Raw genomic sequence first — 16,782 nt, 5'->3', positions numbered from 1 at the left:
TATGTTTGAATTACTTTATACCAGTATTGCCCCGCAAGGTTTATCGGAACAGGAATTGCTAGAGTTATTGACTAAAGCTCGCATCAAAAATAAACAACTTGGGATCTCGGGTATGATGATTTATCACCAACGCGAGGTCATGCAAATTTTAGAAGGTGAGAAAAGTGCTGTTCAAGCCTTGTTTGATACTATCGTTGAAGATCCTCGACATACTCGTGTGAGTGTTTTTTATGAGGGTGCAATTAATGAAAGAGCATTTAAAGATTGGTCTATGGCTTTTAAATCACTAGACCAAGCAGCAATTAATAAAATTACCAATGGGTATGAAGGACTGGATAAAACACTTTCGCCAATTAATATGTTGAAAGAGAGTAACAATAGAGGAAAGAAAGTATTTATTTCCTTATGTGATAACTTTACTTAACATTACATACCTTCAGATACTTTCACATAGCTTTAAAAAAGTATTGATAACCTTGTATTTAAACCAGAAAGGAAGTGTATGAGCCTTTGTTATGAAGTGGCTATTTTCAAAGTTGAAAAAAAACATATTCCAAGAGTTATGGCATTGAGTTTATTACTGTTTGATGAAATAAACCAAGCGGGTATTGTGATTAGCTCTTACGATATTATTCAAAATACAGAGTCAGATGACCAGCTTTGTTGGCAATTAACTTGGGTTAACCAAGACGCAGTGAAAGCAACGGCTAAAAAATGGGCCTCTTTTCCGAGCAGTCAGGAAATTGAATCCTTGGTGGGCGAAAAAATCTATTATGGTCATTTTTTAAGTTTGCTATAGCTTTAAAATTCACTATAAAACGTATGCTTCATTTAGCAGTAATTTTTTATAAATATAAATTTGAAAAAGCAGAATTACTTGAAAAACAAGGTGATTTGAAGAAAAAGTACTCTCGTTTAAGCTGCTCCTCATCTTGATATCTCCATCAAGCAAAGTTAGATTAATTTTTTACATCAATTGGCTTTGCCCATCAATTAACTTCGTCCGTTAGCTCCGCAATCTGTGCTTGTTTGTTACTGTGAATTGCAGCTGTCAGTGCTGTCGCAGAAGATATCAGCATAATGATAACCACCGGTTGTAGATAACCCATGCTAATAAAAGCGGCAAAGGCACTAATGGCTGCACCCATGGTACATTGAAAAGCGCCTAATACGGCGGAAGCTGTTCCGGCATCTTTAGCAAAGTGTTTCAAAAAGCAGGCATTGGAGTTGGCCATGATGCCACCATTTGCACTGATCGTAATGACAAACGCGACCACAGTAAAGGCTAGTATTTTAGTCTCTAACAGGCTGGATATCACTAACAATAGAGCGCCAAACACTTGCATAGTCAGGAAGCAACGTAATAAAGTAGCGGGTTCAAAACGGTTTAATAAAAACGTATTCAAGCGATTGATAACAATTAATCCTGCGATGTTAGCCGCAAATAACATTGAAAAAACATCACTGCTTACTTCAAAAACACCCATATAAATCATTGCTGAATTGGTCACAAACGTCATCATCACTGCAAACGCAAAGCCCTGAGCAATCATGTAACCAATGCCATGTTTGTGCTTAAACACATCAATGAATCGAATCCCTTTTCTACGTTCGATGGTGATGGCTAACTCTTTTTTTCGTTTCGATGATTGATGGGGGACGAACTTAATGGCCATCAAAATAGCGAAGCAAGAGGAGGCGGTCATAAAGTAGAAAACCCCGTGCCAATTATGTAAAGATAAAATGAAATTACCGATAGTAGGTGCGATAGAGGGCGCTATCATCATTATTAATGAAACTAAGGCAAATAATTTCGCGGCTTCTTTGCCTTCTGCATTATCTCGAATCGTGGCTGGTACCCCGACAATAGCAATGCCACCACCTATTGATTGCAAAATTCGCCATATCCATAACATACTAATATGGGAGCTAGTAGTGAGCAACATGCTGGCAAAAGCGAAAATACCTAAACCTAGAATCATGATCGGTAATCGACCATGTCTATCTGATAACGGGCCACCAATTAACTGACCAATTGCCAGACCAAAAATGTATAAACTCACGGTAACAGACAGCATCGAAATATCGACTTGCATTTCCTCTGCAATAATCGGTATCGCTGGCAGGTAACTATCAATAGCAAAGGGCGAAACTGCATAAATAGATGACAGTGTTATCACTAATGCCATACTGACTGTTTTTGGTTGGGTTTGAATCATTTTTGACCTCTATTATATCTTGCTAGTAAGATAATAAGTGGATCATATCTTTCTCGCAAGATATATTGGTGTTAGATTATTAAAACCTCTGTTTAAAGGAAGTCCGGTGAAAAATAGTGTGCGAGAAATTGAGTTAGGGATGCAACAGAATTGGCCCGAATGTGCTAAGACGATGTCATTTTCTTTATTAAAAGTGTCACGATTGCATAACCTTTTTAACAATGGCATCGACCAATGTATTGAACAATTTCAGTTACAACATGCAGATTTTATTGTATTAACAGCATTAAGACGAAGTCCTTTACCCTATTGTTTATCGCCAACTGAATTATATCAAAGCATGTTCTTTAGTTCGGGAGGGTTAACAAAAGTGTTAGTACGATTAGCTGAGGCGGGGTTAATTGAGCGATTAGAAAATCCGCATGATAAACGCAGTAAACTGGTACAGCTTAATCAAAAAGGTAAGCAACTTGTTGAAACGATCATGCCGACGATACAGCAGCAAGGGCGGCAGTTACTCGCAGGCTTATCTGAGAATGAAAGTTTACAGTTAGAAAGTTTGTTACAAAAAGTATTAGATCATAATGAGAGTCGAACATCATAAATTTGGACATCATAAACGCTATAATGAGTCGTGTTTTTCACCAATCAGTGCGTCATAACCGTCAACATACTATTTAGGTTTTATATTATGCATGCTTCATTAAAGCAATATTTTGGATTTGAGCAATTTAGACCCGGGCAAGAACCCGTCATACAAGCGCTATTAAATGGCCACAGTGCAGCGGCAATATTTCCTACCGGTTCAGGTAAATCATTATGCTATCAATTACCTGCATTGCATCTGCCACATCTTACCTTGGTAGTGTCTCCTTTATTAGCTTTGATTCAAGATCAATTAGACTTTTTGCATAGTAAAGGCATTGCTGCTGCAAGTATTCAATCGATGCAGAGTCCCGCAGAATCATCACAGGTTTATAAAAATGTTGCAAACGGAGAGATTGATATCTTGTTTATTTCTGTTGAGCGCCTTAATAGTGAACGTTTTAGGGCATTTTTAAAGAAAGTACCTATTTCATTATTAGTGGTTGATGAAGCACATTGTATTAGTGAGTGGGGCCATAACTTTAGACCTGATTACTTAAAGTTAGCGCGTTATCGTGAAGAATTTGCTATCCCGCAAGTGCTGTTATTAACTGCTACGGCGACAAAACAAGTAATTGAGGATATGGCCGCTAAGTTTAACATTACACTCAATCATATTACCTTAACGGGCTCTTATCGCGCCAATCTCAACCTAGCCGTTACTGGGGTAAGTGAAGAGCAGAAATTAGCAACCTTGGTGCCTTGGTTAACGACTCGTCAACAGTCTGCAGGTATTGTGTATGTGACTTTACAAAAAACCGCGCAACAGGTGGCTGAATCTTTATTACGACAAGGGATACAAGCCACTGCTTATCATGCGGGATTAGGTAATGAACAAAGACAACAGATTCAACAGCAATTCATGGCGGGGCAAATATCTTTAATCGTTGCCACCATTGCATTTGGTATGGGTATTGATAAAAGTGATATCCGTTTTGTAGTGCATTATGACTTGCCTAAATCAATTGAAAATTACGCACAGGAGATTGGACGAGCAGGCAGAGATGGTAACAGGTCTGAATGTTTAGTATTAGCCAACAAAAATAACCTGAACGTACTAGAAAACTTTGTTTATGCAGATACACCAGAAGGGACAGCGATCGATTTTATTATTAATGAAATAGATCGGACTGAAGGTAACTGGGAGGTGGTTATGAATAGCCTCTCAACACAGTCTAATATCCGTTTGTTAGCACTCAAAACTTTATTGGTGTATTTAGAATTAGAGCAAGTGATAGAACCTGCCTATAGCTATTATGCCGAATATAAATACAAACTCTTAGTGCCAGAGCAAGAGTTAGTTAATCGCTTTAATGGAGAACGCGCACAATTTGTGCAAACCATTTTAGCGACGTCGGATAGAGCGCGTACGTGGTTTACATTAAACTTCGAAAAAATGCAGCAAACTTATCAAAGTGAAAGAAGCCGAGTGTTAACGGCCATCGATTATTTAGATCAACAAGGTTTGATCGAGTTACAAACAAAGCAAATGACGCAGGTGTATAAAGTTGATAAAACACAAATCAGTGCGCAATTACGCGGTGAATTAACGCAACGATTTTTACAAAAGGAAAGCAGCGAAATTCAGCGTATCCATCATTTGTTGGATTTCTTTGCCAGTAACCAGTGTTTAAACTTACAACTTGCAAACTATTTTGCTGATAATAATTTAACGGGGCCCTGTGGACATTGTTCCGTGTGTGCTGGACATCCCGCAATCATGCCTGTCGTTGAGGCTTTAACGCCACTACAACAATACAATGCTGCTCAATTGAGTGCTGAAATTGCGAGTAAATTAGGTGAGCATAATAGCGAGGTATTACAGGCTCGCTTTTTCTGTGGTCTGACAACACCGATTTTTACACGTATTAAAGCACGTCAACTCTCTGGGTTTGCAGCCTTAGAGCGTTATCGTTTTGCCGATGTTTTAGCTTGGATACAGAATCAATAATTGATTTTCTAGCGACAAAAATTTTAGCAACACGACTTTAAAGAACAGCATTTTAACAACAATACTTTTAAATAAACTATTCAAATAAAGATGTATGAATATAGCGGAGTGAATATGTACAAATTAATCGCCTTAGATCTTGATGGCACCTTACTCAATAGCGATAAACAAATCTCTAGTGAAAATAAAGCTGCGATTGACGCTGCTCGAGCAGAAGGAGTACGAGTCGTCCTAGTATCAGGTCGTCCAACGAGTGGCATGAGAGAGTCTTTGGAAGCGTTAAATATGTTGTCAGATGATGACTATGTATTAAGTTATAACGCCTCTGTAGTACAAAAAGTAAAAAGTGAGACCATTATTCGTAGCCAGATATTGACAGGGCATGAAGCGAAACAACTGGCTAATCTTGCTAAACAATTGGATATAAATATTCATGCTTTTTCACCTCAAAAAGGACTAATTACACCCGCTCATAATGATTACACCACTCATGAATCGGTAATAAATGGCGATACAATTACACTCATTGATTTTGAAGAGTTAACTGATGATGAAGCCATTTTAAAAGTAATGTTAGTGGATCATGCTGACAAATTATCTGCAGCTATTGCGCAATTACCTGCCGCTCTATACGAGCAGTTTACTATTGTGCAAAGTGCTCCATTTTTCTTAGAGTTTTTAAATAAAGACAGTAATAAAGGTATTGGAGTTAAAGCTTTAGCTGATCATTTATCAATTCCCGCTGAACAGGTTATTTGTATGGGTGATGCTGGTAATGATTTTCATATGATCCAATATGCAGGGTTAGGTGTGGCAATGGGTAATGCGACCGATGATATTAAAGCAGTGGCAGACCATATTACCGTGACAAATGATCAGCATGGTGTTGCTAAAGTAATCAATGATTTTGTATTAAATGTATAATCCAACTATTTCATTCTAAGTTAGATTTTAATCTTTATGCCTAATAGGTTTTACCTGGAAGGATGCTAGTTTCTCGCAGTTGCTAGTTTGTAGTGGTACAGTAATTTTGAATGCTAGCGAGTGTAAATAATCTCACCTACAAAAGAAAAATAATTGAGTGCATGCATAATAAGCATGCATTCTTATTCTCCTAAGATTCACATCATTCCTATTCTCCTAAAGTTCATACCATGCCTAGTCTATCTGTTTGTAATAGCCAAGTTGTTATAACCTACTGTAATAGCCAAGCAATTATTGTTTAAATACGTATTCATTTATGATGCGAGTCTAGGAAATATTAACGATCAATTGCTCTCAGTTACTTATTTGAAAATTCCTTGAAATACAAAAATACCAATAATGGTGTATATTGATACATTCTTACTGAATTCAAGAATTAATACTTTAGATAATATCGAGCATTCTTTGTGACCAACACTACTACAAAATTTGATAAAGACATGGACCGCGATGCAGCTATATTATTATATGGCAATGCATTCGCTGGCCTTTTTATTACCTTTATTACGTCTACCTTTTTAGTATTTGCTTTTACTTATCCTTCCGTTGAGCATTTCACGTTAGATTGGTGGTTCGTGATGACTTTTGTTCTTTTAGTCAGGCTTGTCGATGTAGCATGGTGGAAAATAAAGTTACAAAATACTGAATTTGATGGTAAAAGGTCTGTTTTATTTTTTGTCACAGGGGCAAATATAACTGCAGTTTTATGGGCTATCTATTTAGTACATAGTACAACCATGAATGAGGATATTGAAGTAGCAACCACTATTATCGCTATTGCTTCTATGGCTGGTGGCTCTGTTGCTGTACTTACTGCGCATAAATTTACGGTCATGTTTTACCCTTTGATATTGTTACTACCGGGTTCAATTTCGCTACTTTTATCTGATAAATATAATTTTCAATTACTCGGTGTATTAGGGATCTCTTTTACTCTGGTGATCATCGTTATTGCTAGAAAGTCTGCTGACTTTACGCGACATACACTTTTTTTAAAAAATCAAAATGCTAACCTAATTCTCCGTATGGAAGAGAAAGTGAAGCAACGAACTCAAAAAATTTATGAACTATCAAACCTTGACCCTTTAACTCATTTATATAATCGTACTGCCTTCCTAAACCAGCTAAAGCAATTAACAACAACCAACAGTTCTCCTTTTGCACTACTGTTTATTGATTTAGATGGTTTTAAAAAAATAAACGATAGCATTGGCCATAAAGCTGGAGATGAAATATTACGAAAAACTGCTGAGCGGTTAAAAGTATTTATGCTTAATTCACCGCTATTGTGTCGATGGGGTGGGGATGAATTTTTAGTTATATTTGAAGAGTATGATCCCGAACTTATTGTTAAAAATGCGAAGCAATTAATAGACGTTTTATCTCAACCTATTGCTATTGAAAATAGTATTTTGTCGGTTGGTGCGACCATAGGTGTTGCGCTTTATCCACAACAAGCCAATACAGAGGAACGTCTTATTCAATTTGCTGATATGGCAATGTATTCTCAAAAAAAACAGATGCGATCGACTGTGGGTATTTTTTCAGAGCAAATGGAAAAGCTTTATTCCTACGAGCTACATTTAAAAAATGGCCTGTCTAAAGCAATTGAAATGCAACAACTTCGTTTGGTCTATCAACCTATTCTATCTGCGCAAGGGCTTAACGTGGTTTCTTTTGAAGCGTTATTAAGGTGGCAAATTGATGGAGAAAATATCCCACCAGATAATTTTATTGGTATTGCTGAACAATATGGGTTGATCCATGAAGTTGGGGCGTGGGTATTACAAACCGCTTGTGCACAAGCAACACAATGGCAGTCCGAGCAATCACTTGCTATTTGTGTAAATGTCTCGGTGATCCAACTCCAAGATGCTGGGTTTATAAACATCGTTAAGGATGCATTAAATAACAGCAAATTAGTACCTGAGCGATTGTATATAGAAATTACTGAGTCTGTTTTTGCGTCTGATATTGTGTTTATAGAGGAACAGATTAAGCAGCTTCAAACAATGGGAATTAAAGTCTCGATTGATGATTTTGGCACTGGCTATTCTTCACTTTCCGTCATGCAAAACTTAGCCGTTAATATGGTTAAAATAGACAAATCATTCGTGGATAACATAGATTGTCATGGTGGGGCAATTATTTCTGCAGTGATGCATATTGCTGCCACACTCGGTTTCTCGGTAGTCGCTGAAGGTGTAGAAACCGAGGCTCAAGCCGATGCTTTATTAAAACTTGGTGTACATTATGTGCAAGGCTATAAATACTCCAAACCGATAGAAAGTAAGCAAGTTAATGATTATTTGAAAAGTAATTTTAATCTACTCTCCACTGACTCCAATAAAATTGCTAATTCAACTGAGTGAAGTCATTAATTCTAAGAATAATTATTAATAGCGCTCATGTAACTTATACAGACTAATTAACCTATACGGGCAATTGGAAGTAACTGTTTTTTCTTTTTTCTGTATCACATCAAAGTAATCTGACTAATACCCCTGATCATTATTATCTGATTATCATTATCTGCTCATTCCGTTTAATTTGATTTTTATTTTTTGCTTTATTGAGCACAAAGGAACATGCTTAATGCAGTAAAGTTATTTGAGATTGGTAAGATATCTGGGAGAGAGATATGTTTTTAACTTGTGATGGTGTTCCTGACAAATTAGGCGTTACATTTACCTCTGAAGGTGCAAATTTTTGTGTTTATGCTCGTCTTGCTAAAACAGTAGAATTAATCTTTTTCGATCATAAAGATGCACTGTTACCTTCTCATGTTTTTGAATTATCTGATGTAGATAATAGAACGGCCTTTTATTGGCACATTTTTGTAAAAGGTGTAAAAGCTGGGCAATTATATGGTTTTCGTGTTGATGGCCCTTATCGACCGAATAAGAAAGTAAATTTTTATCCTAAAAAAGTATTACTCGACCCTTATGCTTTATTAGTTGAACGAGGTGATAATTTTTCTCGCGATGCTGCACTTGGACAACATGCAAATGTTGATAAATGCTTAAAGGGTGTTGTTGTTGATATTGATAATTATGACTGGGAAGATGATTGTCATCCACGTCATACTTTTGCAAAAACAGTTATTTATGAAATGCATGTGGGTGGATTCACACGTCATCCAAGCTCTGGATTGGATCAAGATAAACGTGGCACCTACGCAGGCATTATAGAAAAAATACCGTATCTACAAAAATTAGGCATTACAGCTGTAGAGCTAATGCCTGTTTATCAATTTGACCCTAACGAGCACCATGCTGGCTTAGTAAATTATTGGGGTTATAGCCCCATCTCTTTATTTTCAATACACCGTGAATACAGTGCGGATAAATCTTTGCTTGGGCCAATCAATGAGTTTCGAGATATGGTCAAAGCATTACATGCCGCCGATATAGAAGTGATTTTAGACGTAGTTTATAACCATACAGCAGAAGGCGACTTGCAAGGCCCGACTTATTCATTTCGCGGGTTTGATAGTTCAGATTATTATATTTTATCGCAAGATAAGAAACATTATATGAACTACAGCGGTTGTGGTAATACGCTAAATGGCACTCATTCAGTGGTACGCCGCATGATCATTGATAGCTTGCACTTTTGGGTTGAAAAAATGCATATAGATGGCTTCAGATTTGATTTAGCATCAATTTTATCGCGAGATGAGCTAGGACAGCCGATGTTAAGCCCGCCTACATTGTGGAGTATCGATACTGATCCGATCCTTTCTCCGGTTAAATTAATTGCAGAAGCATGGGATGCAGGTGGCCTTTACCAAGTTGGCAGTTTAGCTGGACAGCGTTGGCGAGAATGGAATGGGCACTTCCGTGATGATGTACGTCGCTTTGTCAAAGGTGATAACGGCATGATCAAACAGTTTGTAGCTCGCTTAATTGGCAGTCCAGATATTTATGGAGATCGCTCTCTTGAACCTGCTAAATCGGTCAACTTTATTACTTGTCATGATGGTTTTACCTTGGCTGATTTGGTTAGTTATAACGACAAACACAATCAAGAAAATGGTGAAAATAATAAAGATGGTTGTGACCATAACTTTAGTTGGAATCATGGAGTTGAAGGCGAAACGGATGACCCGGAAATTTTAAGGTTACGTGCTCAACAAATGAAAAATATGATGGTGATTAACTTGTTATCCTTGGGCACTCCGATGTTATTGATGGGTGACGAAATAGGACGAACACAAAAAGGCAATAATAATGGCTATTGTCAGGACAATATTGATTTTTGGCTTGATTGGACTGACCTTGAAAAAAATAGTGAACAATTTCGTTTTACTAAAGCGTTACTGGATCAACGTTCAATGTTGGAACTGGTTTGTTTTGATGAGACAAACCGAAATTCATTACATGACATTATCGCGCAGGCCGGTATCAGTTGGCATGGAATAAAACTTAATAAACCGAATTGGAGCGATGACTCACATGCGATTGCACTAGAAAGTCAGCATCCTCATTGTGGTAGTGTTTCATATGTCATTTTTAATGCTTATTGGGAAGAATTACATTTCGAATTACCTACTTCCCCTTCAGGGAAATGGTTACGAGCGGTGGATACGGCTTTGAGTGGTGGAAAAGATATACATATTGAAGGTGATAAAAAGTACTGGTTCAAGGATAGCTACTTAGCTGCACCTCGGTCAGTTGTTATTTTGACAAGTTAAAGAGCGATTTTAGTGTTTTGTGTTAAACATCGATTCTCGAGTCAGGTGATACTTCCTAAACTGGCACTTGCTCGATGCAAAGACTAAAAAGGGGGGGTAGTCTTTGCTAGTTGGTTTTGGTGTAAAACGCTTGGTTGTAGGGGTAATGCACCGATAAATGTTAACGACGTTGCATGGGTATAAGCGTGAGTACCGGTATAAACAATATAACGTTATTCAAGGATTAACGTTATAAAGCGAACCGCACTATAATTACTTTTCAAAACTGCAATAGTCGCTAATCTGTTCCCTTGGCATTGCTTGTCGTTATAATATTTTGTTCCTAAGTATAATTAACTTTAATAACAGCATCAGGCGCTAGGCTAGTCCCCCTAGGTTGTCTGTTATTGATAAAAAACTTCACTTTTCAATGACTGTAAGTTATTGCTATTTCATGTTAGTTTCATTTCGTTCAGGTTAAAAATGTCTATTGGATCATTATCATTTCCAACACATTTTTAATGTTATCGATACTGCAAAGTAAGTCGGCACTGCAATTTAAATCGCTACTGTATAACCTAAATAAGAACAACAACTAAATCGATATCAATTGAGGAATTATGACCAACACAGTCACCAATAAGAGCATATTTAGTAGTAAACTATTTTCTATTAATTATGTCACTTACCCTATTAACCACAGTGTGATGGAACATATTGATTTGGTAGAAAAAGGACGTTATTACAAACTTAATTTTATATTACGACAGCCTAAGGTGGGAGGGGTGTTTAAGTGTGCTAAGAGTATTATTAATGTAGCCAACCGCATCTATTTATTTCGCCCTGATTTATACCCCCATAGCGTTTCAAAAATTGAATCCGGTAAGCGAGTATTACTCAGTTTTGCTTTACACGTTTAGGTGGAAACACTAAGGCTCTGAAAGATGTAAGTGTATTAGCAACGTGGCTTTAATTAGAAATAGCTCAATTAGCAACATGATTAAAGTCACTGACACTTCTACCTGTACATTGAGCTTGTAAAATTATCTTGTTTAGTCTGGAACTGTGCTTATGTTTACTTTTTTGTACTTTACTAAAATGTAGATCAGTAAATATTTACCAGTTAGCTTTCACGTTAATTACTTATGATCTGAATCTAAGTGCTCAACGGCAACTGTGAATAGCTCTAATTTATAACTTAATAAATTCTTCATGTTGTATTTCAGGCTAATTATACTTTCTCAACCCGTTCTATCTGTTTATCAACATCGGTTAAGTGGCCTGTTTTTATCCATACTTTTGCTCCATCAAGACCGGCTTTTGCGTTAAACTCTCCCTTTACCGGTATTCGTAACCAACTGTGTTTTATTAATTTATCGTTCTGCTCTAATAATGCGCCTGCGAGTACTAGTAATTCTGCACCTCCCTCAACCTTCATATTGACTTCACTATCAGGCGAAAAATACAATAAACTTACCTCTTCATAATTATCTTTGTAAAGTGGGGTTACATAGACTCCTTTATGATCAGGGTGTGCAACTTGCCCCATAAATTGTGTTTGTAATCGCACATGAGTTCTATCTTCAGGTTGAAATTGCCACAACTTAACTAACATTATGCAACCTGTTTCTGAACGAGGTTGGTGTTTAGATTGTGGGGGATTTCTTATATATGATCCCGTTGGAAAACTACCATGTTCATCTTGAAATGTGCCTTCAAGTACCAGAAATTCTTCACCACCTGTATGTACATGTGTAGAAAATTCACTTCCAGGTGCGTAGCGTACGATAGTAGTCGCTCGAGCAACTTCATCTCCAACTCTATCAAGCGGTCTTCTATTAACACCTATCATCGGAGATGACAGCCATTCAAGTGATTCGCTATGTACAACTTTACGTTGGCTAAAATCTGCTGATATTTTCATTTTCATTCCTATTTTCGATTCTTAAATTAAACCAATCATAATAGCGATGCACCTATTTTACTGGCTTGAATCACTTTTTTTGTTATTTTTTACATGTAAAACATGTGTTTACGTTAGTTTAAATATCTAATAAAAAGTAAGGCATACTAACTATGTTAGCTAATATAGTTAGTATCATTGGTATTAAAATACTGGTATGAAAAAATCGTTAAAGATCAACATACCGTCATAACACTTGCTCGTTTTGACAGCTTTTCTTGCCATTGCAGTAAAGATGTTAATTCACTAGGGATAGAAATTTGTGCGAACCCTGCAAAAATTAACCCTGCAAATAACGTGATATCAGCGACAGTAAAGGTATCGCCGGCGACGTAATCTGATTTTGCTAATACGTTATTGAAATAAACCATATTGTGTAGTGCTTTTTTACCTTGCTTCTGACCCCATTCTGCATTTTGATAGGTTTCTAATGTTGGACCTAAGCCATCGGTTGCATGATGAAAGTAGGTAGCAGCTGCATCCAATACATTTTCCTCCGCACGTTTTTGCATCATACTAATTACTGCACGTTGTTTTGGCGTTGTACCGGTTAATGAAGTGCCAGAAAATTCTGCATCAATGTACTCAATGATGGCGGAACATTCTGAGATATAAGTGCCATCATCTAATTCAAGCAGTGGAACAGTGCCCTGCGGATTCTTCTCTAAAAAGGCGTCGCTACGGTGTTCGCCATTCATTATATCAACTGGGATGAACTCAACCTTATCTAGCGCATTTTTTTCTGCTAAAGCAATACGAACACGAAGGGGATTAGGGAAGTTTGCTACGTCATAAATTTTCATGGTGTTTCCTTTATAAGTTTATACTACAATGTTTTTACTTTAGCTATCTACCGATAGGTAAGTTATATTATGAAGTTTACCTCAAGTCAACATTTAAAATAATATGAGTTAACAATAGAATGCAGCTAAAGCATTAAAACCCCTTGTAAATAAGGATCGACTGGCCGATAATTTATTTCTAATTAATAGGAAATTTGAGAATGAGTAAAAAAGAAGCACTTTTAAAAGCGGCGGAAAATAAAGTTCGTCTTGGTGGTTATAATAATTTTAGCTTTAGAGAGCTGGCGACTGAAGTTGGCATTAAAAGTGCCAGTGTGCATTACCATTTTCCAACTAAAGCTGATTTAGGTGCCGCGCTTGCTCATCAATATACTAATTCTTTTTTATCTGCATTAGGTGAGCCTAACGAGATTAAAGAAAAAGGCCAAAATCCTATTGATATTTATACTGACCTTTTTCGACAGGCACTTTTAGAGGATGACAAAATGTGTCTATGTGGTTTATTAGGTGCTCAAAGTGAAAGTTTACCCGATAAAGTGCGTTTAGAAGTTAAACGTTTTTTCGAACTAAATTTATCTTGGTTGCGAACAGCACATAGCGCAAATAATGAACAAGATCCAGCTTATGCAGCTATCATGACAATGAGTGTGTTGGAAGGAGGAATGATGATCAGTAAGGCACTGAATGATCATAGTTATTTTAAGTTGCTAACTAAATAACTTCAATTTTGGATAAGCAAAGCGATACAACATCGTTATTTCCGCAGATTTCTTCGTTAAATAATCTCTCAATAACCAGTTATTGCTTCAATAATTCGCCTTGAACTATGCAAAACTAACGGAACTGCATAACCAAAATAGCCATCAGCCCTTTGTGTCAGACTAGTTGTGTTAACTAGTTGGCTTCTCCGGAATTAATTTACGAAACCCATCTTCGGAACTGATCCCCAGAACTCTTGTTAAGTGTGCTTTTTAAACGATAACTTCGTCGCTGTGGTTGGCTAACTGTAATGCTTTTAATCTTAGGGTGTTGTTAAATAAACTAGGGTTATTTATTTCTTTTAACATTTGTTGATTGGGCAAACAGTCATCATCAACATAATCTACAAAATCGCCTGCTGAATCAAATACTAAAATATCAAAAGCTAACCTATCTAAACCATATATTCCACGATGGATCATATCCGCAGAGAATACTAATAGATCACCTGCTGCTAATTCAATTTGTTTACCTGTCGATAAAGCATCGCTGCTAAATTTTCTTTTACGCGCTAATCGTACATCTAATTCTTCAGTGCTATCCCAGCGTTTATGGGACCCTGGAACAAGCTCCATGCCTGGTTCGTCAAATAGTGGTACGCGAAGGTGCAAAACTTGTGTTTCTTGAATCGCTTTTTGTTGATCGGCAAGATTGTGATCATATTGACAGTCTCGATGCCAAAAGTTCTCTTGTTGTTGATTGTATGGATTAAAAAACAATTGAGTATTCATAAAAGCAGGGTGGTTAGGGATCACTGCATTAACAATGTCCATTATTTTATTTGAACTGATAAAATTAAATAGAGAAACTCGATCATCATCATTTAGATACTCACTGCCAGTAATGAGTGACGAGTTAAATGCTTCTTCTTGGTAAAACCTTTTATTGGCCTGCTTCCATGCATTATGAAAGGTTAAAATTACTTCTCTAAGCGCAGTTATTTGAGCATCATTAAAATAGTTACGTATCACAAAGTAACCTTGATGGTCATATGTTTGTTTCATGTCTTGAGTGTTGTTGACCATTAACGAGCAGTGCCTCGATCGAATAAAAGTATATTTAAGAAATAACAGATATAGCGGATATTAGTTAATGGCTAATTAATCATTGATTCTGAATGTTTAGCTAACTAAATTGGTGCGTATAATAACTGCAAATTAATTAAAATCAAAAAACTAATCATGCCAACACTGCAACAAAATACTGCAACAAAACATCCCAAGAAGTTACAAGCTTAATCCTGTTCTTGTTTAGCGATATAATGACCAAGTTGTTTTATACCCTGTTCACGTTCTAATTCTGTTTTTTCACTAAAATTAAGACGCATACAGTGTCTATATTTACCCGTAGCAGAGAATAAAATACCCGGAGCAATTCTGACGCTACCTTGCTTACACTGCGTCGACAATTTGACCGCATCATAACGTTTATTCAATTCTACCCATAGAATATAACCTCCCTCCGGATAGCTGATACGTGTATCACTAGGAAAGTGTTGTTTGATACATTGAATAAGGTGATCTCGCCCTTGTTTATAAAGTAAACGTACTTTTCTGGTATGCCGTTCATAACCGCCACCTTTGATGAAATCTGCTATCGCTAATTGCGGTAAAGTTGGACACATTGAACTACTTACATATTTTACGTGGGTCACTTTGTCTCGATAACGACCGGGTGCGATCCAACCAACACGGATCCCTGGAGCAACGGTTTTAGAAAATGAGCTACACAATAAAACACGGCCATCCTCATCAAAGGATTTAATACTTTTTGGACGAGGAGATTGGTAACTTATATCACCATAAATATCATCTTCAATGATGGTAATATCATAACTCTGAGCGAGCTGATATAGACGTTTTTTCGCCGCTTCTGGCATGCTGTAACCCATTGGGTTATTACAGGTAGGGGTCACTAAAATAGATTTAATTGGCCATTGTTCTAATGCAAGCTCTAAAGCTTCTAAGCTTAATCCACTTTCAGCATTAGTTGGAATCTCAATAGCTTTTAAGTTGGCGGTTTTAATGGCTTGCATTGAACCATAAAAACTCGGTGATTCAACGGCAACTATATCACCAGGTTCTGTAACGGAACGTAAACAGACGGATAAACCTTCTTGGCAACCGGAAGTGATCACCAGATCATCAGGGTGCAGTGCACAGCCCGAATAAGTCGCGAGCTTAACTATTTGTTCTCGTAACACTAAGGAGCCCTCAATATTACCATAGGGTAAACTCAGTGAGGCTTGGTGTCGCATCAGTGAGGTCATCTTTTTTAATAGTGGCGCTAAACTGGGTACTGTCATATCAGGCATTGCATGTTGTAGTTGTACTGTTGAAACATTTTCTTTGGCAAGTAGTACTTCTAGTACTTGTTGCCATTGTGAGACTTCGATTGGGCGTTGGGCTGGGCGAGAGGTCACTGGCAGTGTGGCAGCGATCGGTTTATAGGCAACAAAATAGCCAGATTTAGGGCGGGCTTCAATTAAGTTTTCCATCTCAAGCTGGTGATAAGCTTGTTGTACGGTAGAAATACTGACGCTATGCTCTGCAACCAGTTGACGAATTGAAGGTAATTTATCTCCGGCGACAAACAAACCATTGTGAATATTTTCTCGTAAGCCCTTTGCGACTTTATCGTATAATTTCATGCTATCCCTGCTTTCCTATTAATATCGATTTCAATCATTAAGTGATAAATCTTAAATACAATTTATTGTTTCTAGCTCAATAGAAACGGACTGATACATTTATGATACTTCTATCTGTATTAATATACCCGTC

14 protein-coding genes are annotated in these 16,782 nt (G+C 37.1%); 9 read left to right on the top strand and 5 right to left on the bottom strand.

Annotated elements, in window-relative coordinates; all coding sequences use genetic code 11:
- Position 1: 1 nt before the first annotated feature.
- On the top strand, positions 2-424 hold the full coding sequence (locus MT391_RS05215) for a BLUF domain-containing protein (RefSeq protein ID WP_299664666.1): 423 nt from the start codon (positions 2-4) through the stop codon (positions 422-424).
- 78 nt (positions 425-502) lie between these two features.
- Positions 503-799: a hypothetical protein gene (locus tag MT391_RS05210; protein WP_499497127.1), complete on the top strand. Its 297-nt coding sequence runs from the start codon at positions 503-505 to the stop codon at positions 797-799.
- Between the two features lie 190 nt (positions 800-989).
- Here MT391_RS05210 and MT391_RS05205 read toward each other — a convergent pair whose 3' ends face one another.
- Positions 990-2,219 carry a multidrug effflux MFS transporter gene (locus MT391_RS05205; RefSeq protein ID WP_499497126.1) on the bottom strand — a complete coding sequence of 410 codons (1,230 nt, stop codon included), beginning with the start codon at positions 2,217-2,219 and terminating at the stop codon, positions 990-992.
- A 106-nt stretch (positions 2,220-2,325) separates the two neighbouring features.
- On the opposite strand from MT391_RS05205, the gene MT391_RS05200 reads away from it, so the two are divergent.
- The 6 genes from MT391_RS05200 to MT391_RS05175 all read left to right on the top strand — a co-directional run bounded on the left by MT391_RS05200 (position 2,326) and on the right by MT391_RS05175 (position 11,394).
- Positions 2,326-2,823: a MarR family winged helix-turn-helix transcriptional regulator gene (locus tag MT391_RS05200; protein ID WP_299664659.1), complete on the top strand. Its 498-nt coding sequence runs from the start codon at positions 2,326-2,328 to the stop codon at positions 2,821-2,823.
- Between the two features lie 87 nt (positions 2,824-2,910).
- Positions 2,911-4,815, top strand: a complete 1,905-nt coding sequence (locus MT391_RS05195) for a RecQ family ATP-dependent DNA helicase (RefSeq protein ID WP_499497125.1) — start codon at positions 2,911-2,913, stop codon at positions 4,813-4,815.
- A gap of 114 nt (positions 4,816-4,929) precedes the next feature.
- Positions 4,930-5,739 (top strand): Cof-type HAD-IIB family hydrolase, encoded by an 810-nt coding sequence (locus MT391_RS05190; RefSeq protein WP_499497124.1) that lies wholly within the window; start codon positions 4,930-4,932, stop codon positions 5,737-5,739.
- A 467-nt stretch (positions 5,740-6,206) separates the two neighbouring features.
- The gene (locus MT391_RS05185; RefSeq protein WP_499497123.1) at positions 6,207-8,171 is read left to right on the top strand and encodes a putative bifunctional diguanylate cyclase/phosphodiesterase; all 1,965 of its coding nucleotides are present in this window, start codon (positions 6,207-6,209) and stop codon (positions 8,169-8,171) included.
- A 269-nt stretch (positions 8,172-8,440) separates the two neighbouring features.
- Positions 8,441-10,495 carry a glycogen debranching protein GlgX gene (glgX, locus tag MT391_RS05180; protein ID WP_499497122.1) on the top strand — a complete coding sequence of 685 codons (2,055 nt, stop codon included), beginning with the start codon at positions 8,441-8,443 and terminating at the stop codon, positions 10,493-10,495.
- A gap of 599 nt (positions 10,496-11,094) precedes the next feature.
- Positions 11,095-11,394: a 2OG-Fe(II) oxygenase gene (locus tag MT391_RS05175; RefSeq protein ID WP_166369065.1), complete on the top strand. Its 300-nt coding sequence runs from the start codon at positions 11,095-11,097 to the stop codon at positions 11,392-11,394.
- A 311-nt stretch (positions 11,395-11,705) separates the two neighbouring features.
- Here the strand turns inward: MT391_RS05175 and MT391_RS05170 are convergent, their stop codons facing one another.
- A complete protein-coding gene (locus tag MT391_RS05170) occupies positions 11,706-12,398 on the bottom strand; it encodes a cupin domain-containing protein (RefSeq protein WP_499497121.1) in 693 nt (230 codons plus the stop codon).
- A gap of 215 nt (positions 12,399-12,613) precedes the next feature.
- Positions 12,614-13,240, bottom strand: a complete 627-nt coding sequence (locus tag MT391_RS05165) for a glutathione S-transferase family protein (protein WP_499440118.1) — start codon at positions 13,238-13,240, stop codon at positions 12,614-12,616.
- A 200-nt stretch (positions 13,241-13,440) separates the two neighbouring features.
- Between MT391_RS05165 and MT391_RS05160 the strand changes: the two genes are divergently transcribed.
- Positions 13,441-13,959, top strand: a complete 519-nt coding sequence (locus MT391_RS05160) for a TetR/AcrR family transcriptional regulator (protein WP_499497120.1) — start codon at positions 13,441-13,443, stop codon at positions 13,957-13,959.
- Between the two features lie 252 nt (positions 13,960-14,211).
- Here the strand turns inward: MT391_RS05160 and MT391_RS05155 are convergent, their stop codons facing one another.
- Together MT391_RS05155 and MT391_RS05150 are read right to left on the bottom strand one after the other, a co-directional pair.
- Positions 14,212-15,024: a phytanoyl-CoA dioxygenase family protein gene (locus MT391_RS05155; protein WP_499497119.1), complete on the bottom strand. Its 813-nt coding sequence runs from the start codon at positions 15,022-15,024 to the stop codon at positions 14,212-14,214.
- A gap of 209 nt (positions 15,025-15,233) precedes the next feature.
- On the bottom strand, positions 15,234-16,649 hold the full coding sequence (locus MT391_RS05150) for an aminotransferase-like domain-containing protein (RefSeq protein ID WP_499497118.1): 1,416 nt from the start codon (positions 16,647-16,649) through the stop codon (positions 15,234-15,236).
- Positions 16,650-16,782 lie beyond the last annotated feature (133 nt).

Source organism: Vibrio sp. 1-Bac 57 (genome assembly GCF_037546855.1).
In the GTDB taxonomy this organism is placed as follows: Bacteria; Pseudomonadota; Gammaproteobacteria; order Enterobacterales; family Psychromonadaceae; genus Psychromonas.
This window is presented reverse-complemented; position numbering and strand designations above follow the sequence as displayed.

Excerpts from the sequence above, each read along its gene's own strand:
- MT391_RS05215 (WP_299664666.1), top strand. The coding sequence starts at position 2 with ATGTTTGAATTACTTTATACCAGTATTGCCCCGCAAGGTTTATCGGAA.
- MT391_RS05210 (WP_499497127.1), top strand. The coding sequence starts at position 503 with ATGAGCCTTTGTTATGAAGTGGCTATTTTCAAAGTTGAAAAAAAACAT.
- MT391_RS05205 (WP_499497126.1), bottom strand. The coding sequence starts at position 2,219 with ATGATTCAAACCCAACCAAAAACAGTCAGTATGGCATTAGTGATAACA.
- MT391_RS05195 (WP_499497125.1), top strand. The coding sequence starts at position 2,911 with ATGCATGCTTCATTAAAGCAATATTTTGGATTTGAGCAATTTAGACCC.
- MT391_RS05190 (WP_499497124.1), top strand. The coding sequence starts at position 4,930 with ATGTACAAATTAATCGCCTTAGATCTTGATGGCACCTTACTCAATAGC.
- glgX (WP_499497122.1), top strand. The coding sequence starts at position 8,441 with ATGTTTTTAACTTGTGATGGTGTTCCTGACAAATTAGGCGTTACATTT.
- MT391_RS05175 (WP_166369065.1), top strand. The coding sequence starts at position 11,095 with ATGACCAACACAGTCACCAATAAGAGCATATTTAGTAGTAAACTATTT.
- MT391_RS05170 (WP_499497121.1), bottom strand. The coding sequence starts at position 12,398 with ATGAAAATATCAGCAGATTTTAGCCAACGTAAAGTTGTACATAGCGAA.
- MT391_RS05165 (WP_499440118.1), bottom strand. The coding sequence starts at position 13,240 with ATGAAAATTTATGACGTAGCAAACTTCCCTAATCCCCTTCGTGTTCGT.
- MT391_RS05160 (WP_499497120.1), top strand. The coding sequence starts at position 13,441 with ATGAGTAAAAAAGAAGCACTTTTAAAAGCGGCGGAAAATAAAGTTCGT.
- MT391_RS05155 (WP_499497119.1), bottom strand. The coding sequence starts at position 15,024 with ATGGTCAACAACACTCAAGACATGAAACAAACATATGACCATCAAGGT.
- MT391_RS05150 (WP_499497118.1), bottom strand. The coding sequence starts at position 16,649 with ATGAAATTATACGATAAAGTCGCAAAGGGCTTACGAGAAAATATTCAC.